Genomic DNA, 22,571 nt, shown 5'->3' with positions numbered 1-22,571 from the left:
TTGGCCGGTTCCTTGTTTACAGCGAAATTCCTGTACGTTCCAGAATGTCGCCGACCAGTTCCAGCCGCATCAATGGGTTGTCCAGTTGCATCAGGCGCTGCTTCAATTCCAGCGGCATCGGTAACAGTTCGCACCAGCGGTTGGCGACCCATCCGCAGTCGTTCAGCCTGTAGGGTGCCAATAGCGGCATTTGTGCCTGCGGCACCTCGCGTTCCTGCAGGCTTTTGATCAGCTTGCCTAGCGCATTGGCCGTGGCCTGCAGGTCAACCGGAATTTCCACAGGTTGGTCGTCTTCCAGTCGGGTGACGTCGGCAATCCACAGGCCATGCCTGAGTTTTTCACGGCGGGTGATTTCAAAGCGCTGTGCACCGGTGCAGCGTACGACCATCAGGCCCGGCTGGGGGATTGAAAACTCAGTGATGGTGGCCAGGGTGCCCACGGTGCTGAAGGCCTCGTTTGCAAAGCCGTCGCTCGTGGGTGTGCCGGCATCGGCGGGCCGGCGCACCTCGGAGCCTTCGGTGAGCGAGACAACGCCGAAAGGCGCGCCGGCCTTGTGGCATTTTCCGATCATGTCGAGGTAGCGGACCTCAAAAATGCGCAGCGGCAGCACGCCGCCCGGGTATAGCACCGCGCCCAGCGGGAAGAGGGGGAGGGAGCTCAGCGTCAAGGCTTCTGGCATGGTCTCATCGTGCTTTGGAGTGCCGTGAACCACATCATCCCATGTGACCCGTGCGGTGAGCTTCTCGTACGTCTAATACGCTTTGCTTCAGGGGCTTTTCGAGGGGAGCTTGCCGGGTTCTCAACTGACGGCATCAGCCGGTTGGCGCAGCAGCATGGCCAGGGAATTGGCCACGGTCTTGCGCAGTTCCCTGCGGTCGCAGATCAGGTCAACTGCGCCTTTGGTCTGCAAAAACTCGGCGCGCTGAAAGCCTTCAGGCAGCGTGACGCGTACGGTGGACTCAATGACACGCGGGCCGGCAAAACCGATCAGGGCCTTGGGCTCGGCGATCACGATGTCACCCACGAAAGCAAAGCCGGCGCTCACACCGCCCATGGTCGGGTCGGTCAGCACGCTGATGTAGGGCAGTCCTTTTTTGGCCAGGCGGGTCAGCGATGCATTGGTTTTGGCCATTTGCATCAGGCTTAGCAGGCCTTCCTGCATGCGTGCGCCGCCGGTGGCGGTAAAGCAGATGAAGGGCACTTTTTGCTCGATGGCCGCATGCACGCCGCGCACAAAGCGCTCGCCCACCACGCTGCCCATGCTGCCGCCCATGAAGTCGAATTCAAAGCAGGCCACCACCACGCCGATGCTGTGTACGGCTCCGCCCATCACGACCAGGGCGTCGGTTTCCTGGGTGTTTTCCAGGGCTTCCTTCAGGCGTTCGGGGTACTTGCGGCTGTCCTTGAATTTGAGGGCGTCGACGGGCAGCACTTCCTGGCCAAGCTCATAACGGCCTTCGGGGTCCAGAAAGGCGTCCAGGCGGGCGCGTGCGCCTATGCGGTGGTGGTGGCTGCACTGCGGGCAGACATTCTGGTTTTTTTCCAGGTCGGTCTTGTAGAGCACAGCTTCGCAGCTCGGGCACTTGATCCACAGGCCTTCGGGCACGCTGCGGCGCTCGGTCGGGTCGGTGGGGCTGATTTTGGGAGGGAGGAGTTTTTCTAACCAAGACATCGAGTTAGTCCTTAGAGTGTCGGGCGGCATCCGGAGGCATTTGCCGGGCGAAAAGCGCAATTATGCGCCGGTTTTTCCGATGTTTTGCCCGGCAAAAGCAGCATGAAAAGTCAGCCTAAAGCAGTACGGATTTCTTTCAAAAAGTCATGCGCCACCGCTGCCACCTTGTCGCGCGGCTGGTTTTCAATCAGCTGGATGATCTTGCTGCCGATCACCACTGCGTCGGCCACCTTGCCGATGGCCTTGGCAGTGGCGGCGTCGCGAATACCGAAGCCCACGCCGACGGGCACGTTCACATGCTTGCGGATGCGCGGCAGCATGGCCTCCACCGCGTCCACGTCCAGGGTGCCGGCGCCCGTCACGCCCTTGAGCGAGACGTAGTAGACATAGCCGCTGGCGACTTGCGCCACCTGGGCCATGCGTGCGTCGGTGCTGGTGGGGGCCAGCAGAAAGATCAGGTCCATGCCGTGGGCGCGCAGCCGGGCGGCAAACTCCACGCACTCTTCAGGCGGGTAGTCCACGATCAGCACGCCATCCACGCCAGCTTGTGCGGCGTCGCGGATGAACGCACTTTCGGTTTTGCTGCCGCCGTGCTTGATGTCGTAGCGCTCGACAGGGTTGGCGTAGCCCATCAAAACGACGGGGGTGGCGCTGTCTTTGGTGCGGAATTGGCGCACCATCTCCAGCACCTGTGCCAGGCCGATGCCCAGGGACAAGGCCTTTTCACCGGCTTTCTGAATCACGGGGCCATCGGCGCTGGGGTCGGAAAAGGGCACGCCCAGCTCGATCACGTCGGCGCCGCCGGCCACCATGCTGTGCATCAGCTCGGGGGTGACGTCGGCAAACGGAAAACCCGCCGTGACGTACGGAATCAAGGCCTTGCGGCCCTGGTTTTTCAGCGTGGAGAAGGTGGTTGCAATGCGGCTCATGACTGCACCCCGCTTCCCTTGGCGCCGCTGGCGTCGAACGACGCTGCCGAGGCCGCGCCGCCCTTGACGGAGAGGCCGCGCATCGAAGGCCGGTCGTAAAACTCCGCGCCGGAAAGGTCGGCTACGGTGCCGATGTCCTTGTCGCCGCGGCCAGACAGGTTGACGAGCAGGCTTTGGTCAGAGCGCATGGTGCGCGCCATCTTCATGGCGCAGGCCACGGCATGGCTGGATTCAAGCGCCGGGATGATGCCTTCAGTGCGGCACAGATAGTGAAAGGCTTGCAGCGCTTCGGTGTCGGTGATGCCGACGTATTCAGCACGGCCGATGTCCTTGAGGAAGGCGTGCTCGGGGCCGACGCCGGGGTAGTCGAGGCCCGCGCTGATGCTGTGCGTTTCGGTGACCTGGCCGTCGTCGTTTTGCAGCACATAGGTGCGGTTGCCGTGCAGCACGCCGGGCAGGCCGCGCTGCAGCGACGCCGAGTGCTTGCCGCTGTCCAGGCCTTCACCGGCGGCCTCGACGCCGATCAAGCGGGTTTCGGCATGCTGGATATAGGGGTGGAAGATGCCCATGGCGTTGCTGCCGCCGCCCACACAGGCAATCACCGCGTCGGGTTGCTTCGTGCCAATGAACTCCGGCATCTGCTGCAGGCATTCGGTGCCGATCACGCTCTGGAAGTCGCGGACCATCATGGGGTAGGGGTGGGGCCCCGCCACCGTACCGATGATGTAGAAGGTGTTGTCGACGTTGGCAACCCAGTCACGCATGGCTTCGTTGAGCGCGTCTTTGAGCGTCTTGCTGCCGCTTTCGACCGGCACCACGGTGGCGCCCAGGAGGTTCATGCGGTAGACATTGGGGCTTTGGCGCTTGACATCTTCGCTGCCCATGTAGACCACGCATTCCAGGCCGTAGCGGGCGCAGATGGTGGCCGTGGCCACACCGTGCTGGCCGGCGCCGGTTTCGGCGATGACGCGCGGCTTGCCCATGCGGCGCGCCAGCATGGCCTGGCCTATGGTGTTGTTGATCTTGTGCGCGCCGGTGTGGTTGAGGTCTTCGCGCTTGAGGTAAATCTGCGCGCCGCCCTGCTCACGGCTCATGCGTGCGGCATGGTAGATCGGGGAAGGGCGACCTACAAAATGCGCCAGCTCGGAGTGGAATTCGGCGAGGAACTCCGGGTCGTGCTGGTATTTGGCGTAAGCGTCTTTCAGCTCATTGATGGCGTGGGTCAGTGTTTCAGAAACAAAACTGCCGCCGTAAATTCCGAAATGGCCTGAAACGTCAGGCTGGTGGTACTCGTACATGGTTAAGACTCTTTGCAAGTAGCTCGTCGGCGGCACGAACGGCCGCGACAAACTGGTTGATCTTGTCGGCGCTTTTGATTCCCTTGGAAATCTCGACGCCCGAACTGACATCAACGGCCAGCGTTGTGCAACGCGGCCTGACTTGCAAAATGCCATCGATCACGTTTGCAGGCGTCAATCCACCAGACAAAACGAGGTGAGCGCTGACGTTTGGAGGAAGAAGTGACCAATTGAATGTTTTCCCGCCGCCACCATAACCTTCGACATGAGCGTCGAGCAGGATGGCTTGTGCGGCCTTGAAGTCTTGTGCGTATTTTACGAGATCAAAGCCGCCGGAGGTTCCAGGCGTGCTTTCAGTGGTTTTTTCACCAAGTGGAATGCGTGCGGCACGCATGAACGGGCGCCCGGCTTCCAGGCAGGTTTCCGGTGTTTCGTCACCGTGAAATTGCAGTAAAGCCGTTGGTAGGCCTGCGCAAGCAGCTATGATTTTTATAGCGGGAGCATTGACGAAAAGCAGCACCGGCGTCACGAAAGGAGGCAGGCGGCGAGCCAGTTCGGCGGCGCGTTCGGCTGTCACATAGCGCGGGCTGGCCTCGTACATTACAAACCCGATTGCATCGGCTCCGGCAGCCACGGCCGCGTCCACGTCTTCCTCGCGGGTGAGGCCGCAGATCTTGATTCGGGTGCGGGTGGCGGGCGTCATGGAAGCCAATCATAGGCCGCTGTGCGACTTGGGAGGCCATAGTGGTCTTCATAAACCGGTCCCAAGAAGTACAACCCATCGGGTGAAAAAGTGGGCGCGGCGGCGTCGCGGCTGCGCGCATCCCTTACCTCGGCCAGCCAGCCTGGCGGGTAGTTGCCTTGGCCGACAGCCACCAGGCAGCCCATGATGTTGCGAATCATGTGGTGCAAAAAGGCGTTGGCCTCGAACTCGAAGCGCCAGTATTTGGAGCCCGTACCGGCACGCTCGGAGATGTCGATCCGGCTGATCGTTTTGACGGGGGACTTGGCCTGGCACTGCGCGGCCCGGAAAGAGCTGAAATCGTGCTCGCCAATGAGGTGCGTGACGGCCTGTCGCATCGCAGCGCCGTCCAGAGGCCGGTAAACCCAGCCGACACGCCCAGCCTCCACGCTGGGCCGTACCGGCGATTCCAGCACCACGTAGGCGTACCTGCGTGCGATGGCGCTGCCGCGGCAATGGAATTCATCGGGGACCTCACGCGCCCATTGCACCGCGATGTCACCGGGCAAAAAGGTGTTGGTGCCGCGCACCCATGAGGCGATATCGCGCTGCAGGGGCGTGTCAAAGTGCACGACCTGCATCAGCGCATGCACGCCAGCGTCGGTGCGCCCGCAGCAGAGGGTACGAATCGGCTGGGCGGCAAACTTGGCCAAGGCCAGCTCCAGCTTGTCCTGCACGGTATTGCCCGAGAGCTGGCTTTGCCAGCCCTCGTAGGCACTTCCGCTGTAGCTGACGCCGAGGGCAATCCTCACGGTTGAACCCCGGCCGGTGCGCAGTGAACGCGGTGCGTTCAGGCTGCGCTCACGCCAAGGCGTTCAGGAACGCCTGCGCCTTGACTTTCAACGGGCCGCTGGCTTCTGCCAGCACTTCTTCGGCCAGCGAGCGGGCACCGTCGGTGTCACCCAGTGAGCGGAACTCTTCGGCCAGCATGAACTTGGTTTCAAGCGGGTCATCCGACGAAGAAGATACTTCAAACTCAGGAGCGGGACTCTCCGTTGTTGGGCCATTCAGGTCAAGTGAAAGCGCGCCCAGGTCGAATTCCAGCATGCCGCTGTCGGCTACTGCCGGGGCCGGAGCCGGAGCGGCCTTGACCGGCGGAACCGGTTTGGCTGGCGGGACGAACGGCTCGGGTTCAAAATTCAGGCCTTCGGACAGAAAGGAAATCTCGGGTGCCGCTTCGGCGGGTTTGGCCGCAGCAGGTGCCGGTGGCTTGGCCGCAGGCATGGCAACCGTTGCGCTGCTGAAATCCATGTTCAGGGCGGCGGGTTCCGGTTTCTTGGTAACGGGCGGGGCAACTGGTTTTGGTGCAACGGGTGCCGATATTGCCGCAGGGGTTGTGGCTGTATCAGGCTCATCACCGAGTGAGAAATCCAGGTCAAGATCAACGTCCACGGCCGGGGTTGGCGCAGGGACATTGACCGGTTGAGCCACCATGGCCACGGTACCGCCCGGGCTGAACGCCGATGTCCCGGCGGCAGAGGCTGTGCCGGCGGGCTGTCCGCCAGGCTGGTACATCGGGTTCGAAGGGTCGAGCTCTCGGCCCATCTCGGTGATGTACGCCCATTCCGGGCCATTGCCGTGGGTCAGGTTGAAGGCTTCGATGGCGACGGTCTCAAATGCCTTGCTGTCGCGGCGTTTGGCATAGATTTCCATCAGCTTGGCGTGAATTGCCACGCGCATGGGGCTGGTGCGCATCGCCTCCTTGAGGATTTCCTCAGCTTGCAGGTCGCGTCCATATGCCAGGTACACGTCGGCTTCGGCTACGGGGTCTACGTCGCCAGCGGCGTCCAATTGACTGGGCGAATACACCAGGGACGAGCCCGTGGCGTTGCCTTCATTCGTGTCAATTCTTTGGCCGCCGCTGGCGCCGAAAAAAGAATCGGGCTGCAACCTGCTTTCAAGGAAAGAGCTGTCAACCTGGGCCCCGCCTGCGCGCTGGCGGTACCGGTAAAAGCCGAATCCGGCGAGCAACGCGACCAGAAGGCCTACGCCCGGCAATACCAGGGGGTTCTCCATCAGTTCGTCGAGCAGGCTGGGTTCAGGCGGCGGCGGCGGTGGCGCAACGACCGGCTTTTTGGGCACTACTGGAGCGGCTGCGACCGGAGCAGCGGGCTCACTGGCCGCGGGGGCTGGTTGTGAAGCCGCTACAAGCGGCTCGGCGCTTGCGGCCGTCGCTGAGGCCGCAGAGGCGGGTGCCATGGCAACCGCAGGCGTCGTGCCGGCAACTGCTGCTGCGCTGGCCGCCTGTGTGGTTGTAGCGGCTGCTTTGGCGGAGGTTGCCGATGATGCGGCGATGGAAGGCGCCGAAGCTGTCGGAGCCGCCGCGGGCACCGTGACGCTGGACGGGGCTGGAACAGCCACACCTGGCGTTTTGGCCGCGCTGGCTGCGGGTGCCGCTGCCGGACCGCTTCCGAGTTTGTTGAGCTCGTTGATATTTTTGGACAGCTCCGCAACCCGTGTCGAGGCTTCTTTGGCTTGCCGTTCCTTGGCAATCTTTTCTTCGGCGGCTGTCGCTGCCTTGCCCTTGACGGCTCCCTTGGACAGGGTGAGCTTGTCGGGGGTGGTGCTGGCAGGCGCCCGGTCTTCCACCTTGGCCTCCACCTTGCCGCCGGCCTGGCGGTCGGCACCGGCTACCTGTGCCGCCGGCACGCCTTCTGCGAGTTTTCGGCGGAAAGTGTTGAAGTCCTTGCTTTGCGCGACGATGGTCTGGGTAGCTTCGCCGGGGGAGACGGCACCGGCCGATTCCGCGGTCGGAATGTCCAGCACGGCGCCGGACTTGATGCGGTTGACGTTGCCGCCGATGAAGGCATCCGGGTTGCTTCGGAGCAAGGCGACCAGCATCTGGTCCAGTGAAATGCTGGACGGCTTGTTCTGGGCAGCGATTTTGCCTGCGGTGTCACCGGATTTGACGGTGACCTGCGTGTCGCCAGCAGGGGCTTTTTCCGCCTTTGCCGCAGGTGCCTTGGCTACGGGGGCGGGCCTGGTGGCACTGGAGCCGGGGCCTGACGGGGAATAGGGGATGGACGCGATGCCTTTGGCGGGCGGCGCGGCATTGGGCGAACCGGGGCGTGACAGCACAGGTGCAGTTGGCGCAACTGCTGTGCCGCTACTGCCGGACCGCAGGGCCGGCGGGTCAAACAGCATGGTGTAGTCGCGTGTAATTCGCCCGTTCGACCAATTGGCCTCCAGGATGAGGTCCACGAAAGGCTCGGTAACGGGGCGGTTGCTGCTCAATCGAAGGAAAGCCCGTCCGTCCGTCCGACGTTGCAGGCTGACTTCGACGCCGGTGACCACCGTGCCGTATTCCATGCCTGCTGCCCTGAAGGCTTCTGCCGGTGCAACACCGGCCCGAAGGCTGGCTGCTTCATCGGGCTTGAGGTCCGTGATCTCGATTTCGGCGCGAAGGGGTTCACCCAGTGCCGATTGAACGGTGATCCGGCCCAGCGCGAGCGCATGGGCTTCAAGACTTGCCAGGCTGCCCAGCAATGCAATGGCACTCGCCAGGGCGCCAATACGCCAACGACCGCGTTTATTCATGGGGTTGGGAGCCTCCAGTGCTCGGTCTGCATGTAACTTTATTCTGCTTAAGCGCACAAAAACCTCGATGCGAATTTTCGAAAAACAACCTTAACATCAAGGCATTAGGCTGACAAGCTAAGACACCACTTAAGTTTTGACACATCGAGTTAGCATCAACTTACATGTTCAGGATGTTGTCAGACGACAACGCACGGAAACAAGTGGTTACGGATGAGCGGCCGCATGTTGGCAACCGCTTACCCCGAATTATTCACCCCTGAAGCAGTATACGGAGCATGCGGCGCAGCGGTTCGGCCGCACCCCAGAGCAACTGATCGCCCACGGTGAAGGCACCGAGGTAGTCGGGGCCCATGGCCAGTTTGCGCAGGCGGCCCACCGGAATCTGCATGGTGCCCGTCACGGCGACTGGTGTGAGGTCCTTGATCGAGGCCTCACGCGTGTTGGGCACAACTTTGACCCATTCGTTGTCGGCAGCGATCATGGCCTCGATATCGGCCAGCGGAACGTCCTTCTTCAGCTTGAAGGTCAGGGCCTGACTGTGGCAGCGCATCGCGCCTATGCGCACGCAGAAGCCGTCGACCGGCGTTTCAGCCGTGCCGAAGCCAGCGCCCTGGCCCAGGATCTTGTTGGTTTCCGCGCCGCCCTTCCATTCTTCCTTGCTCATGCCGTTACCCAGGTCCTTGTCGATCCAGGGGATCAGCGAGCCACCCAGCGGCACGCCGAAATTGGCCGTCTCATCGCTATTCAGTGATTGCTGTTTGGCCAGCACGCGGCGGTCGATTTCCAGGATGGCTGATTTGGGATCGTCCAGCAAGGCGCGGACTTCGCTATTGAGCGTGCCATATTGCGTCAGCAGCTCGCGCATGTGCTGGGCGCCGCCGCCGGACGCCGCCTGGTAGGTCATGCTGGTCATCCATTCGACGAGGCCGGCCTTGTACAGCGCACCCACGCCCATCAGCATGCAGCTCACCGTGCAGTTGCCGCCAATCCAGTTCTTGCCGCCCTTGGCCATGGCGTTCTGGATGACCGGGAGGTTAACCGGATCCAGGATGATGATGGCATCGTCGTTCATGCGCAGCGTGGAGGCCGCGTCAATCCAGTGGCCCGTCCAGCCGGCGGCGCGCAGCTTGGGGAAGACTTCAGTGGTGTAGTCGCCGCCCTGTGCCGTGATGATGATGTCGCACTTCTTCAACGCTTCAATGTCAAAGGCGTTCTTCAGGGTAGTTTCGTTTTTGGCCTGGGCCGGGGCTTTGCCGCCGGCGTTCGAGGTCGAGAAGAAAACCGGCTCGATCAGGTCGAAGTCGCCTTCAGCCTGCATGCGGTCGATCAGGACGGAGCCGACCATGCCGCGCCAGCCGACGAGTCCCGTGAGATTGCCTTTGAGTTTCATTGCGTTGCCCTTCAAAAAGTCAAAAATAAGGCTTTTTGGCCCGGCTCATCGAGCCGGCAGGGCACGACGAACCAGGCTTGCTAGCCTTTAATGGTGGTCGTTTTGGTGATCTGGGCAAAAACCGGCGCAGCGCCGATCGCGCGCGTAGCGGCGATAAAGCGGGTGAGTGCGGGGTTTTTGCGCATGGTGTTAATTGTAGCCAGGCTTGGCTTTATCGGGGCTGACAGCCGCCTCAAACCCGTTTTTTACCCTTGGTTTGAGGCGATTTGCGGTAAAAAAACGTCAGGTCAGCGCTTTTACGACTGCGTTGCCCATCTCCACCGTGCCGACCTTCGTCGTGCCTTCGCTATAGATGTCAGGCGTGCGCAGGCCTTGGCTCAACACGGCGTCTACGGCTTTTTCGATGCGGGCGGCGGCTTCGGGCTGGTTCAGGCTGAAGCGCAGCATCATCGCTGCGCTCAGGATGGTTGCCAGCGGATTGGCCACCCCCTTGCCCGCAATGTCGGGTGCGCTGCCGTGGCTGGGCTCGTACAGGCCCTGGTTTTTGTCGTTCAGGCTGGCCGAAGGCAACATGCCGATGGAGCCGGTGAGCATGGCGGCGGCGTCGCTCAGGATGTCGCCGAACATGTTGCCGGTGACGACCACGTCGAACTTTTTCGGTGCCTTCACCAACTGCATGGCGGCGTTGTCCACATACATATGGTCCAGCGCGACGTCGGGATACTGCTTGCCGACTTCGGTGACCACGTCTTTCCAGAGCTGGAAGGTTTCCAGCACGTTGGCCTTGTCGACGCTGGTGACGCGCTTGTCACGCTTGCGGGCCGCCTGGAAGGCCACGTGGGCGATGCGTTCGATCTCGGGGCGCGAATAGCGCATCGTGTCAAAGGCCTCTTCCGAGCCGGGGAAGTGGCCATCAGGCGAAACGCGGCGGCCGCGCGGCTGGCCGAAGTAGATGTCGCCGGTCAGCTCGCGGATGATGAGGATGTCCAGGCCGGACACCAGTTCGCGCTTGAGGCTAGAGGCGTCCACCAGCTGCGCATAGCAAATTGCCGGGCGGAAGTTGGCGAACAGGCCCAGGTTTTTACGCAGGCCCAGGATGGCCTGCTCGGGGCGCAACGGCCTGTCGAGCTTGTCGTATTTCCAGTCGCCGACGGCACCGAACAGTACGGCATCGGCTTCCTTGGCGAGCTTCAGCGTGCTTTCGGGCAGCGGATGGCCATGGGCCTCGTATGCTGCGCCGCCGACCAGTGCGCTTTCGGTTTCAAACTTCAGGTCGAGCGCCTTCAATACCTTGACGGCTTCCGCGACGATTTCGGTGCCGATGCCGTCACCAGGGAGGATTGCGATTTTCATGGGATTAATCCAGGATTTCAGAAAAACTGGCCGGGCAAGAGTAATTGCTGCCCGGCACGGGGATGGGGGTTGAACTGGTGGTGTCGTTGACCACGATGGTGCAACGCTTGTCTTTCCAGATCAGGTCGGCAGTGTATTTTTTCTGCGGATCGGCGACGAAGCGGACAGCTACCGGTCCACACTTTGACTTGTAGGTTATGTTGTTCGCAAAATGCTGCTCCTGCGCATAGGCGCGAATCTGCACCGGGCCAGCTTGCGGAAGTACTTCAACAATGTCTTTGCGTTCGCGGCCGGCGTAGGTCCGGCTGGGTTCTATGGTGTTCAGAGCAACACCTACATCCTTGAAGCCTTCGCATGACGCGCTTTGTGGGCTCACACCAAATCGCGCTGTGCCATTCGAGAAGGAGCGCAGCCGAAGCGTCGCGGCATTCGCAGGGGCGTTCTTTTCGATGGCTGCCAGCTGGGTTTGGTCGCGATTGACCGCTTCCATCGTCGAGCAGCCCGTCAGGCCGGTCAGCAGGGCAACAACCAGCCCTGCCATGCGCGAGTGCGCCATCATCCTGCCACCGTGTGGTTCAGCCAGGGTTTGGTTGCCAGGCGCTCGGCTTCAAAGGCCTTGATCTTGTCGCTCTGGCGCAAGGTCAGGCCAATGTCGTCCAGGCCGTTGAGCAGGCAGTACTTGCGGAAAGCCTGCACGTCGAACGGGAGCTCCTCGCCCTGCGGCTTGACGATCACCTGCCGTTCCAGGTCAACGGTGAGCTGGTAGCCGGGGAAGGCCAGCGCTTCGTCGAACAGCTGGGCCACCTGTGCCTCGGGCAGCACGATGGGCAGCAAGCCGTTCTTGAAGCTGTTGTTGAAGAAGATGTCGGCATAGCTGGGCGCGATGATCGTGCGAAAGCCGTATTGGTCCAGCGCCCAGGGCGCATGTTCACGCGAGGAGCCGCAACCGAAGTTCTTGCGAGCCAGCAGGATGGAGGCGCCGGCGTAGCGTGGCTGGTTCAGCACGAAGTCCGGGTTGGGCTTGCGGCTGGCCGGGTCCTGGCCGGGAAAGCCCGCATCCAGGTAGCGCCATTCGTCAAACAGGTTGGGGCCGAAGCCGGTCTTGCGGATGGACTTGAGGAACTGCTTGGGGATGATGGCGTCGGTGTCGACGTTCTCGCGGTCCATCGGGGCGACCAGGCCCTTGTGTACGGTGAATTTCTGCATGGTGCGGCTCTTTAAGAGAATTTTCTGATGTCAACGAAGTGACCGTGCACTGCCGCCGCCGCGGCCATGGCCGGGCTGACCAAATGCGTACGCCCGCCAGCGCCTTGCCGGCCTTCGAAGTTGCGGTTGGATGTCGATGCGCAACGCTCGCCTGGCTCCAGCCGGTCGGCGTTCATGGCCAGGCACATCGAGCAGCCTGGTTCGCGCCATTCAAAGCCGGCGGCCACAAAAATCTTGTCCAGGCCTTCGCGCTCGGCCTGTTCCTTGACCAGGCCGGAGCCCGGTACCACCAGCGCGAGCTTGACGTTCTTGGCAACCTTCTGGCCGATCTTTTTGATGACGGCGGCTGCCTCGCGCATGTCCTCGATGCGGCTGTTGGTGCAGGAACCGATGAACACCTTGTCGATGTACAGGTCGTTCAGCGCCTTGCCGGGCTCCAGGCCCATGTACTTCAACGCGCGTTCGATGGCATCGCGCTTGTTGGCGTCTTTTTCCTTGTCGGGGTCGGGCACGCGGTCGTCGATGGACAGCACCATTTCGGGCGAAGTGCCCCAGGTGACTTGCGGCAGGATCTGGCTGGCGTCGAGCTCGACGACGGCGTCGAACTTCGCGTCAGCATCCGAGTGCAGCGTGTTCCAGTATTTGGCGGCCATATCCCATTCGACGCCGGTGGGCGAGAGCAAGCGGCCTTTGACGTAATCAATGGTTTTCTGGTCGACCGCCACCAGGCCGGCGCGGGCGCCGGCTTCAATTGCCATGTTGCAGACCGTCATGCGGCCTTCCATGCTGAGCGCACGAATCGCCGATCCGGCGAATTCAATGGTGTAACCCGTGCCGCCTGCCGTGCCGATCTTGCCGATGATGGCCAGCACGATGTCCTTGCCCGTCAGGCCGGGGGCGAGCTTGCCTTCAACCTTCACGAGCATGTTTTTGGCTTTTTTGGCCAGCAGGGTTTGCGTCGCCATCACGTGCTCGACCTCGCTGGTGCCGATGCCGTGCGCCAGCGCGCCGAAAGCGCCGTGCGTGGAGGTGTGCGAGTCGCCGCAGACCACCGTCATGCCGGGCAGCGTGGCGCCGCTTTCGGGGCCGATGACATGCACGATGCCCTGGCGCTTGGAGAGGAAGGGGAAGAAGGCGGCCGCGCCGAATTCCTTGATGTTGCTGTCCAGCGTGGTGATCTGTTCCTTGCTCACCAGGTCGGTGATGCCGTCGTAGCCCAGTTCCCAGCCGGTGGTCGGCGTGTTGTGGTCGGCGGTGGCGACGATGGAGCTGATGCGCCAGACCTTGCGGCCGGCCTCGCGCAGGCCTTCAAAGGCCTGCGGGCTGGTGACTTCGTGCACCAGGTGGCGGTCGATGTAGAGGATGGCTGTGCCGTCGTCTTCGGTATGAACGACGTGCTCGTCCCAGATTTTGTCGTAGAGGGTGCGTCCCATGGTTTCCTTCGTGGTCTCTCGTTGTCGTCTGTCGTGAGGGTGATTTTAGGCCGCTGAACTCGCAGCCATGGCTGCGGTTTGGGCGGGTCGGGCTGCATTGGCGTGCGGTTCGGCGGGCTGTGTGAGGTGCTCCACCAGCAGCCGCGCCGTCAGGGGCAGGGTGGAAAAGTCTCGCGCCACCAGCTGGATCTGGCGCTCGGCCCAGGCGTCCAGCAGGGGTATGGACTCCAGCTCGCCGACGCCGTGCATGAGCTCAAAAGCGCGCTGCGGCATCACGCCGACGCCCAGGCCGTTGTGGATCATGCGGCACATGGCGTCCAGGCCGGTGACATGGATGCGCAGCTTGATGGTGCGGCCCAGCCGGGCGGCCGCCTCGCGCATGGCCAGGTAAATCGAGCTGTTGGAGTGCAGGCCGACCTGGTCGTAGTCCAGTGCTGCTTCAAATTTGATAGCGCCTTGCGCAAACAGGGCGTGGCCTCTGGGCACAATCAACACTAATTTATCGGTGCGGTAGGGCAGTACCTGCAGGTCACCCGCGCCGTCGGCGGTGTTGCAGATGCCCAGATCGGCCGCGCCTTCCTGCACCGCCCGGACCACCTCGGTGCTCAGGTGCTCTTCCAGATCGATCTTGATGCCCGAATGCTCGCGGGTGAACGCGCCCAGGTCTTCCGGCAAAAACTGCACGATGGCCGATATGCTGGCGTGCACGCGCACATGGCCGCGCACGCCGTCGGCGTATTCGCTGAGCTCGCTCTGCATCTTCTCCAGGCTGAACAGCACCGAGCGCGCATGGTGCAGCAGGCTTTCGCCGGCGGGCGTCAAATCGACCCCGCGGGTGTGGCGGTACAGCAGCGGTGTGTCCAGCGTGATTTCGAGGTCGGAGAGGCGTTTGCTCACGGCCGAGGCGGCAATGAATTCGCGCTCAGCCGCCTTGCCGATGCTGCCGAGCTCGCACACGGCCACAAAGAGCTGAAGCGAGGTCAGGTCAATGCGGCGGGCAAAGTTGCGTTCGGAGCTTTTCATGGCATGGGCGTGGCGTCATCGTGTTAGACGATGGTGAAACGCTATTTTGCTACCACGATTGATGTTTTGTCATCGCATTACGCGATGCCCTGCTTGCCAATAGGCGTTTTCGGCCTCGGACCACCAGAATTTTAGATGTTTTGAGGCTCTAGACTAATAGGGACGAGCGAAAGCAGCTATCAAAAACGTAGCAGGCAGCTGCAGGGCCTTGGGGCATAAAAAAGCCCGCCGGTGTTGCCACGGGCGGGCTTTGTGTCAACGCGAGGTGGCTTAGCGCTTGGCCAGCGGCAACACCTGACGGGTCGTGGAGCCGGTGAACAACTGGCGTGGACGGCCGATCTTGTACTCGGGGTCGCCGATCATTTCGTTGAGCTGGGCGATCCAGCCGACGGTGCGGGCCAGCGCGAAGATCGCCGTGAACAGCGGCACCGGGATGCCGATGGCGCGCTGCACGATGCCGGAGTAGAAGTCGACGTTGGGGTAGAGCTTGCGCGACACGAAGTATTCGTCTTCCAGGGCAATCTTTTCCAGCGCCATGGCGAGCTTGAACAGCGGGTCGTTTTCCAGGCCCATTTCCTTGAGCACTTCCTTGCAGGTTTCCTGCATCAGCTTGGCGCGCGGGTCGTAGTTCTTGTAGACGCGGTGGCCAAAACCCATCAGCTTGACGCCGGAGTTCTTGTCCTTGACCTGCTTGATGAAGTCACCGATTTTCTCGATGCCGCCAGCTTTCTGAATGTCGCCCAGCATGTTGAGTGCCGCTTCGTTGGCGCCGCCGTGTGCCGGGCCCCAGAGGCAAGCCACGCCGGCAGCAATCGCTGCAAATGGGTTGGTGCCGGACGAACCGCACAGGCGCACCGTGGAGGTCGAGGCGTTTTGCTCATGGTCTGCGTGCAGGATGAAGATGCGGTCCAGCGCGCGTTCTAGCACCGGGTTGACCTTGTACTCTTCGCACGGCGTGGCGAACATCATGTGCAGGAAGTTGCCGGCATAGCTCAGGTTGTTCTTGGGGTACATGTAGGGCTGGCCCACGGTGTACTTGTAAGCCATGGCGACCAGCGTCGGCATCTTGGCGATCAGGCGGATGGCGGAGATATCGCGGTGCTCGGGATTGGTGATGTCGGTGCTGTCATGGTAGAAGGCCGACAGGGCGCCGACCAGGCCGGTCATGATGGCCATCGGGTGCGCGTCACGGCGGAAACCGCGCAGGAAAAACTGCATCTGTTCGTTGACCATGGTGTGGTTGGTCACGCGGCTGACGAAGTCTATTTTCTGCTCGGTATTGGGCAGCTCTCCGTACAGCAGCAGGTTGCAGGTTTCCATGTAATCGCAGTTGGTGGCCAACTGCTCGATGGGGTAGCCGCGGTACAGCAGCTCGCCCTTGTCGCCGTCGATGTAAGTGATGGCCGACTGGCAGGCAGCGGTCGACAGGAAACCGGGGTCATAGGTGAACATGCCGGTCTGGGCATACAGCTTGCGGATATCAACGACGTCCGGACCAACGCTGCCCTGGTACACCGGCAACTCGATGCTGGGGCTGCCGTTACTGAAGGACAGGGTGGCTTTGTTGTCAGCTAGCTTCATTTCGTGCTTCTTTCTTTCGTATCAGTGTCAATGGAGGACGGACGCGTAATCGGGGGCCGGCGCTGCAGGCTGCAGCAACTTTAAAACTTCATGGGCTTCAGAAGTAGAGGCACTTGCCTTGGCCGCTTCATCGGGCAGCTGGCTGGCAACTTTTCGTTTTAACAGCAGGTCCAGCAAATCGTTGTCGGACAAATCCATTAAATCATTTAACCCTTTAGCCTGCCTGACGGTTAGCGTCGCTTCGTGCGCCAAAAAGAAGCGCTCAATCAGCAAATCGTTTTCCAGCAGGCCGCGCCGGCAACGCCACTTGAGCTTGCTCAGGGCTCGCTCGTCCAGCAGGGCGTCGGCGGTTTCCATATCGTTCAGACCGTGGAGGTTTCGCCGCCGGGCCGCCCCAAGGCGAAACGCGCCCCCTCGGGGGGCAGCGAAGTACACGAAGTGACGAGCGTGGGGGCCATGGTCACGCCGCCGGGCCGCCCCAAGGCGAAACGCGCCCCCTCGGGGGGCAGCGAAGTACACGAAGTGACGAGCGTGGGGGCCATATTTTCAAACTGTCCTGAGGACCATCATTTCCTTGATCTTGCCAATCGCCTTGGTCGGGTTCAGGCCCTTGGGGCAGACGTCGACGCAGTTCATGATGGTGTGGCAGCGGAACAGGCGGTACGGGTCTTCCAGGTTGTCCAGGCGCTCGGCGGTGGCTTCGTCGCGGCTGTCGGCGATGAAGCGGTAGGCCTGCAGCAGGCCGGCCGGGCCGACGAACTTGTCGGGGTTCCACCAGAAGCTGGGGCAGGAGGTGGAGCAGCTGGCGCACAAAATGCACTCATAGAGGCCGTTCAGCTCGTCCCGCTCTTCGGGACTCTGCAGGCGCTCTTTTTCGGGCGGCACGTTGTCGTTGATCAGGTAGGGCTTGATCGAGTTGTACTGCTTGAAGAACTGCGTCATGTCGACGATCAGGTCGCGCACCACGGGCAGGCCCGGCAGGGGCTTGAGGATGATGACCTCGGGCAGCGTGCGCATGTTGGTCAGGCACGCCAGGCCGTTCTTGCCGTTGATGTTCATCGCATCGGAGCCGCAAACGCCTTCGCGGCACGAGCGGCGAAAGCTGATGGTCGGGTCCTGCGCCTTCAGCTTCATCAGCGCGTCCAGCAGCATGCGCTCGTGGCCGTCGAGCTCTACCTCGATGGTCTGCATGTAGGGCTTGGCATCGGTGTCCGGGTCGTAGCGGTAGATCTTGAAGGTACGTTTGGTCATGGGGTTCTCGCTTCTTGTGGGGTCGCAGGGCCGTCTGTCTGTTTGTCGTCTTGTTTTAGAACGTGCGCGTCTTTAGTGGCACGGACTCGACGGTCAGGGGCTTCATCTGCACCGGCTTGTAGGCCAGGCGGCTGCCTTCGCTGTACCAGAGCGTGTGCTTGTGCCAGTCGGTGTCGTTGCGGCCGTTCGGGTGCGCGGGGGTGTCGCCGTAGTCGTCGACAGAGTGCGCGCCGCGGCTTTCCTGGCGGGCGGCAGCGGACACGATGGTGGCCTGCGCTGCTTCGATCAGGTTTTCCACTTCCAGCGCTTCGATGCGCGCGGTGTTGAAAATCTTCGACTTGTCCTTGAGGCCGATGCTGTTGACGCGGGCACGCAGCGCGGCGATTTTCGTCACGCCTTCGTTCATGATGGCCTGTGTGCGGAACACGCCGGCATGCTGCTGCATGGCGGCGCGCAGGTCGTTGGCCACGTCTTGCGCGTATTCGCCGTCGGTCGCGTTGTCCAGGCGCGCGATGCGGGCCAGGGTCTTGTCGGCGGCATCCGCCGGCAGCGGCTTGTGCGTGGTGCTTTTGGCGAACTCGACGATGTGATTGCCGGCGGCCTTGCCGAACACCAGCAGGTCGAGCAGCGAGTTGGTGCCCAGGCGGTTGGCGCCGTGAACGCTGACACAGGAGCATTCGCCCACCGCGTACAGGCCGTTGACCACCTGGCTCTGGTTGCTGGCGTCCTGCGTGACAACCTGGCCATGGATGTTGGTCGGGATGCCGCCCATCTGGTAGTGGATGGTGGGCACCACGGGAATCGGTTCCTTGGTGATATCGACGTTGGCGAAGTTGTGGCCGATCTCGAACACCGAAGGCAGGCGCTTCATGATGGCGTCCACGCCCAGGTGGGTCATGTCCAGCAGGATGTAGTCCTTGTTGGGGCCGCAGCCGCGGCCTTCCTTGATTTCCTGGTCCATGGAGCGCGAGACGAAGTCGCGCGGCGCCAGGTCTTTCAGCGTGGGCGCATAACGCTCCATGAAGCGCTCGCCGTTGCTGTTGCGCAGGATCGCGCCTTCACCGCGGCAGCCTTCGGTCAGCAGCACGCCGGCGCCGGCCACGCCGGTGGGGTGAAATTGCCAGAACTCCATGTCCTCGAGCGGGATGCCGGCGCGCGCCGCCATGCCCAGGCCGTCGCCGGTGTTGATGAAGGCGTTCGTTGACGCGGCAAAAATGCGCCCAGCGCCGCCGGTGGCCAGCAGCGTGGTCTTGGCTTCAAAGATATGAACATCGCCGGTTTCCATTTCGAGGGCGGTCACGCCCACGACATCACCAGCCGAATCGCGAATCAGGTCCAGCGCCATCCACTCGACGAAAAAGCTGGTTTTTTCCTTGACGTTTTGCTGGTACAGCGTGTGCAGCATGGCATGGCCGGTGCGGTCGGCTGCGGCGCAGGCGCGCTGCACGGGCTTTTCGCCGTAGTTGGCGGTGTGGCCGCCGAAGGGGCGCTGGTAAATCGTGCCGTCGGGGTTGCGGTCGAAAGGCATGCCCATGTGCTCGAGGTCGTACACGACCTTGGGAGCTTCGCGGCACATGTATTCAATGGCATCCTGGTCGCCGAGCCAGTCGGAGCCCTTGACGGTGTCATAGAAGTGGTAGTGCCAGTTGTCTTCGCTCATGTTGCCGAGCGATGCGCCGATGCCGCCCTGGGCTGCAACGGTGTGCGAGCGGGTGGGGAACACTTTGGAAAGCACGGCCACGTTGAGGCCGGCGCGTGCCAGCTGCAGCGATGCGCGCATGCCGGAGCCGCCGGCACCGACGATGACGACGTCAAATTTGCGCTTGGGGAGTTTGGATGTTGCTGTCATGATTTTTGTGGGGGTGTCGGTCTTCTTGTCGGGTCTGTGGGGTCAGCGAGGGCTTAAAGGCGCCACAGGACCTGGATGCCCCAGCCGGCGCAGGCCACCAGCCAGACAATCGTGAAAACATTCAGAACCAGCTTGATGGAGGCTGGTTTGACGTAGTCCATCCAGATGTCGCGCATGCCGACCCACACGTGCAACAGCAGGGCAACGATGACCACAAACGTCAGCGTCTTCATCCATTGGGACGAGAAAATGCCGGCCCATTTGTCGTAGCCGATGGGGCCTTTGCTGAAGATGACCTGGGCCAGGACCAGCACGGTGAAGAGGGCCATCAGCGCGGCCGTGATGCGCTGCGCGAGCCAGTCGCGCAAACCATAGTGGGCACCGACAACGATGCGCTTGGAGCCGTAGTTAACTGCCATTTTTGTGCTCCTTGATTAGTACGCGCCGAAGAGCTTGAGTGCCAGCACGATTGAGATGCCTATGCTCACAGCCAGTGTGAAGAGGGCGGATGATTTGCCGAATTCCTTGCTGACGGCGGCGTGGCTCACGTCCATCCACAAGTGGCGCAGGCCGGCGATGAAATGGTGCAGGTAAGCCCAGATCAGGGCCAGCGCCACCAGTTTCCAGATGATGCCGGGAAGGCCCAGCATGCCAACATTGAAGGCCCCCTTGAATTTCTCGAACGAGATTTCAGAGGAGATCGAAGTGTCGAACATCCAGATGATGAAGGGCATCAGCAAAAACATGATGAACCCGCTGATACGGTGAAGGATGGAGACAATGCCTGCGAGGGGGAGGCGATAGGAGGGGAGGTCGGTCAGAGCGTTGATGTTGCGGAACTCGGGCCGCTTCTTCGCTACGGTTGTCGCTGATTCGGACATACTTGGCTTTCTGTGTTTTTGAGTAACGGCTTTGTAACTGCCAAAGCGGCTCAACCCGAAATTCTATTGCAATGCAGCAACAATCCCGGCTGCTTCGGGTGATGGCCGGAAATTTTTGTCGGGAAAAGTGCGTTTGGCTGCGCAACAGTTCGCAATTGCTGCGCGAAGGTCGTCGTAACTGACATGACGATTACAAATCACCCCATCCGGACGGCAATTCAGCGGCGCGCATATATCGCTGCTGACGCCTCGTTGGTGTCATGGCTTGAAGGGTTTTCATCGTCAGTCATGTCGTTATGGGTTGCACCGGCGGGCTCTCGCGGCCATGCTGCGGCAGGTTAGCCTGGCAGGGTTTTCTGTTGCCCTTGAGCCTGCTGCCGCTGTTCAGTTCAGTGTGTTGTGATAGTGATGTGTGTCGGTGCGGTAGTAGCCGCGGCGCAGCTCCATGGGGGCATCGTTGTAGGTGTAGGCGATGCGCTCCACGCTCAAAAGCGGTGCTCCGTGCTCTACTTTTAATAGCAGCTCGCGCCCGTCAGTGGCTGCCTCGGCGCGTATTTTTTCTTCGGCGCGAACCATCCGCACGTTGAATTCGGTCTCAAACAACGCATACATGGGGCCGTGGTAGTCGGCCAGCCGCTCGGCTGTCAGGCCCTTGAAGGGTGCGGCAGGAAGCCAGATGTCTTCAAGAATGGTGGGTGTGCCGGCAAAGCTCAGCACGCGTCGGGCCTGCAGCACGGCGTCCCCGGTGCGCAAGGCCAGCGTGCGTGCAATCTCGGCGCTGGCGCGCACGCGCCGGCAGTCGATGATGTCGCGTTGGGCCGGGCCTTCGCTGCCCGGCGTGCCGCTGTCGGGGACCAGCTTGAGAAAGCGGAACTGGACATGTTGCTCGGCGTGGGTGGCGACAAAGGTGCCCTTGCCCTGGCGGCGGACCACCAGGTTGTCGGTGGCCAGCTCGTCGATGGCCTTACGCACCGTGCCCTGGCTGACGCGGTAGCGCGCTGCCAGGTCCATCTCGGAAGGGATGGCTTCGCCCGGTTTCCATTCGCCTGATTGCAGGCTTTGCAGGATCAGGGCCTTGATCTGCTGGTACAGCGGACTGAACGCCGGCGTGGCACCTGGAAAGTCATCGGCGGGTAGGGCGGGAATGGCGGTCATGGGTTGGATTCTGGCTGGCCGTATCATATCTTATATAAGACATAAGACAAATTGACGCCCGCTGCTTTTCAAGCGTAAAATCTTTGGCTGAGCCAGCGCGCGGCCTGCCGTTTTGCGGTGATTTTGACGGGTAAAAGCATAAGACCCGTCAGTAATCACTTCCAGATATTCCAGGGTCGCGCCAGACATCTCACACCACATCCCTCATCTCAACCGATTTTCAACTTCCTGGAGTCCTCCCATCATGAGCAAAAAACCCGTCCGCGTTGCAGTCACCGGTGCAGCAGGCCAAATCGGTTACGCATTGTTGTTCCGCATTGCTTCCGGCGAAATGCTCGGCAAGGACCAGCCCGTCATTCTTCAATTGCTCGAAGTGCCCGTTGAAGGCCCGCAAAAAGCGCTCAAGGGCGTGATGATGGAACTCGACGACTGCGCGTTCCCGCTGCTGGTCGGCATGGAAGCCCACAGCGACCCGATGACCGCCTTCAAGGATGCCGACTACGCGCTGCTGGTCGGTTCGCGCCCACGCGGCCCCGGCATGGAACGTGCCGAGCTGTTGGCCGTTAACGGCGCCATCTTCACGGCGCAGGGCAAGGCGCTCAACGCCGTCGCCAGCCGCAACGTCAAGGTGCTGGTGGTTGGCAACCCCGCCAACACCAATGCCTACATTGCCATGAAGAGCGCCCCTGACCTGCCGCGCAAGAACTTCACCGCCATGCTGCGCCTGGACCACAACCGCGCCGCCAGCCAGATCGCAGCCAAGACCGGCAAGGCCGTGGCCGACATTGAAAAACTCACCGTCTGGGGCAACCACTCGCCCACGATGTACGCCGATTACCGTTTTGCCACCATCAAGGGCGAAAGCGTCGCCAAGATGATCAACGACCAGGAATGGAACGCCAACGTGTTCCTGCCTACCGTCGGCAAGCGCGGCGCCGCCATCATTGAAGCGCGCGGCCTGTCCTCGGCCGCATCGGCCGCCAATGCCGCCATCGACCACATGCGCGACTGGGCCCTGGGCACCAACGGCAAGTGGGTCACCATGGGTATCCCTTCGGACGGCCAGTACGGCATTCCGAAAGACGTCATGTTCGGTTTCCCCGTGACCTGCGAAAACGGCGAATACAAACTGGTCGAAGGCCTGGAAATCGACGCTTTCAGCCAGGAACGCATTACCAAGACCCTGGACGAGCTTAAGGGTGAGCAAGACGGCGTCAAGCACCTGCTCTGAGCAATTAATGAGCGATGTGCGCCGCGCAGGGCCGCCC

Annotated in this window: 21 protein-coding genes; 1 reads left to right on the top strand and 20 read right to left on the bottom strand. The window is 61.8% G+C overall.

The window, feature by feature from the left end; genetic code table 11:
• Positions 1-16: 16 nt before the first annotated feature.
• The 20 genes from ACXJKE_RS04465 to ACXJKE_RS04370 form a co-directional block, all read right to left on the bottom strand.
• Positions 17-679 carry an LON peptidase substrate-binding domain-containing protein gene (locus ACXJKE_RS04465; RefSeq protein ID WP_457279351.1) on the bottom strand — a complete coding sequence of 221 codons (663 nt, stop codon included), beginning with the start codon at positions 677-679 and terminating at the stop codon, positions 17-19.
• A 120-nt stretch (positions 680-799) separates the two neighbouring features.
• The gene (gene accD / locus ACXJKE_RS04460) at positions 800-1,672 is read right to left on the bottom strand and encodes an acetyl-CoA carboxylase, carboxyltransferase subunit beta (protein ID WP_457279350.1); all 873 of its coding nucleotides are present in this window, start codon (positions 1,670-1,672) and stop codon (positions 800-802) included.
• A gap of 110 nt (positions 1,673-1,782) precedes the next feature.
• Positions 1,783-2,601: a tryptophan synthase subunit alpha gene (gene trpA / locus ACXJKE_RS04455; RefSeq protein WP_457279349.1), complete on the bottom strand. Its 819-nt coding sequence runs from the start codon at positions 2,599-2,601 to the stop codon at positions 1,783-1,785.
• The gene (gene trpB, locus ACXJKE_RS04450) at positions 2,598-3,899 is read right to left on the bottom strand and encodes a tryptophan synthase subunit beta (RefSeq protein ID WP_457279348.1); all 1,302 of its coding nucleotides are present in this window, start codon (positions 3,897-3,899) and stop codon (positions 2,598-2,600) included. The genes trpA and trpB overlap by 4 nt, the downstream gene beginning before the upstream one ends.
• The gene (locus tag ACXJKE_RS04445) at positions 3,877-4,602 is read right to left on the bottom strand and encodes a phosphoribosylanthranilate isomerase (RefSeq protein ID WP_457279347.1); all 726 of its coding nucleotides are present in this window, start codon (positions 4,600-4,602) and stop codon (positions 3,877-3,879) included. Before ACXJKE_RS04445 ends, trpB begins: the two co-directional genes overlap by 23 nt.
• The gene (gene truA / locus ACXJKE_RS04440) at positions 4,599-5,393 is read right to left on the bottom strand and encodes a tRNA pseudouridine(38-40) synthase TruA (RefSeq protein WP_457279346.1); all 795 of its coding nucleotides are present in this window, start codon (positions 5,391-5,393) and stop codon (positions 4,599-4,601) included. The genes ACXJKE_RS04445 and truA overlap by 4 nt, the downstream gene beginning before the upstream one ends.
• A gap of 49 nt (positions 5,394-5,442) precedes the next feature.
• Positions 5,443-8,178, bottom strand: coding sequence for a FimV/HubP family polar landmark protein (locus tag ACXJKE_RS04435; RefSeq protein ID WP_457279345.1), 2,736 nt, complete (start codon positions 8,176-8,178; stop codon positions 5,443-5,445).
• A gap of 253 nt (positions 8,179-8,431) precedes the next feature.
• On the bottom strand, positions 8,432-9,571 hold the full coding sequence (asd, locus tag ACXJKE_RS04430; protein WP_457279344.1) for an aspartate-semialdehyde dehydrogenase: 1,140 nt from the start codon (positions 9,569-9,571) through the stop codon (positions 8,432-8,434).
• Positions 9,572-9,853: 282 nt separating this feature from the next.
• On the bottom strand, positions 9,854-10,924 hold the full coding sequence (leuB, locus tag ACXJKE_RS04425; RefSeq protein WP_457279343.1) for a 3-isopropylmalate dehydrogenase: 1,071 nt from the start codon (positions 10,922-10,924) through the stop codon (positions 9,854-9,856).
• A 4-nt stretch (positions 10,925-10,928) separates the two neighbouring features.
• A complete protein-coding gene (locus tag ACXJKE_RS04420) occupies positions 10,929-11,465 on the bottom strand; it encodes a hypothetical protein (RefSeq protein WP_457279342.1) in 537 nt (178 codons plus the stop codon).
• 14 nt (positions 11,466-11,479) lie between these two features.
• Entirely contained in the window at positions 11,480-12,130 is a 651-nt protein-coding gene (leuD, locus tag ACXJKE_RS04415; RefSeq protein ID WP_457279341.1) for a 3-isopropylmalate dehydratase small subunit, read from the bottom strand.
• Positions 12,131-12,141: 11 nt separating this feature from the next.
• On the bottom strand, positions 12,142-13,563 hold the full coding sequence (gene leuC, locus ACXJKE_RS04410) for a 3-isopropylmalate dehydratase large subunit (protein WP_457279340.1): 1,422 nt from the start codon (positions 13,561-13,563) through the stop codon (positions 12,142-12,144).
• A gap of 45 nt (positions 13,564-13,608) precedes the next feature.
• Positions 13,609-14,586 (bottom strand): LysR family transcriptional regulator, encoded by a 978-nt coding sequence (locus ACXJKE_RS04405; protein ID WP_457279339.1) that lies wholly within the window; start codon positions 14,584-14,586, stop codon positions 13,609-13,611.
• 270 nt (positions 14,587-14,856) lie between these two features.
• Positions 14,857-16,167 carry a citrate synthase gene (gltA, locus tag ACXJKE_RS04400; RefSeq protein WP_457279338.1) on the bottom strand — a complete coding sequence of 437 codons (1,311 nt, stop codon included), beginning with the start codon at positions 16,165-16,167 and terminating at the stop codon, positions 14,857-14,859.
• A gap of 27 nt (positions 16,168-16,194) precedes the next feature.
• The gene (locus ACXJKE_RS04395) at positions 16,195-16,524 is read right to left on the bottom strand and encodes an FAD assembly factor SdhE (protein ID WP_457279337.1); all 330 of its coding nucleotides are present in this window, start codon (positions 16,522-16,524) and stop codon (positions 16,195-16,197) included.
• Positions 16,525-16,713: 189 nt separating this feature from the next.
• Entirely contained in the window at positions 16,714-17,418 is a 705-nt protein-coding gene (locus ACXJKE_RS04390; RefSeq protein ID WP_122955671.1) for a succinate dehydrogenase iron-sulfur subunit, read from the bottom strand.
• Between the two features lie 55 nt (positions 17,419-17,473).
• A complete protein-coding gene (gene sdhA / locus ACXJKE_RS04385) occupies positions 17,474-19,267 on the bottom strand; it encodes a succinate dehydrogenase flavoprotein subunit (RefSeq protein ID WP_457279336.1) in 1,794 nt (597 codons plus the stop codon).
• Positions 19,268-19,320: 53 nt separating this feature from the next.
• Positions 19,321-19,686 carry a succinate dehydrogenase, hydrophobic membrane anchor protein gene (gene sdhD / locus ACXJKE_RS04380; RefSeq protein WP_457279335.1) on the bottom strand — a complete coding sequence of 122 codons (366 nt, stop codon included), beginning with the start codon at positions 19,684-19,686 and terminating at the stop codon, positions 19,321-19,323.
• Positions 19,687-19,701: 15 nt separating this feature from the next.
• Positions 19,702-20,148, bottom strand: coding sequence for a succinate dehydrogenase, cytochrome b556 subunit (gene sdhC, locus ACXJKE_RS04375; protein ID WP_457279334.1), 447 nt, complete (start codon positions 20,146-20,148; stop codon positions 19,702-19,704).
• 384 nt (positions 20,149-20,532) lie between these two features.
• Positions 20,533-21,303: a GntR family transcriptional regulator gene (locus ACXJKE_RS04370; protein ID WP_457279333.1), complete on the bottom strand. Its 771-nt coding sequence runs from the start codon at positions 21,301-21,303 to the stop codon at positions 20,533-20,535.
• Positions 21,304-21,547: 244 nt separating this feature from the next.
• Between ACXJKE_RS04370 and ACXJKE_RS04365 the strand changes: the two genes are divergently transcribed.
• Positions 21,548-22,534: a malate dehydrogenase gene (locus ACXJKE_RS04365; protein WP_457279332.1), complete on the top strand. Its 987-nt coding sequence runs from the start codon at positions 21,548-21,550 to the stop codon at positions 22,532-22,534.
• Positions 22,535-22,571: the final 37 nt, after the last annotated feature.

This window comes from Polaromonas sp. P5_D5 (assembly GCF_054049435.1).
The sequence above is the reverse complement of the archived record's forward strand: the minus strand, read 5'-3'. Positions and strand labels throughout refer to the sequence as shown.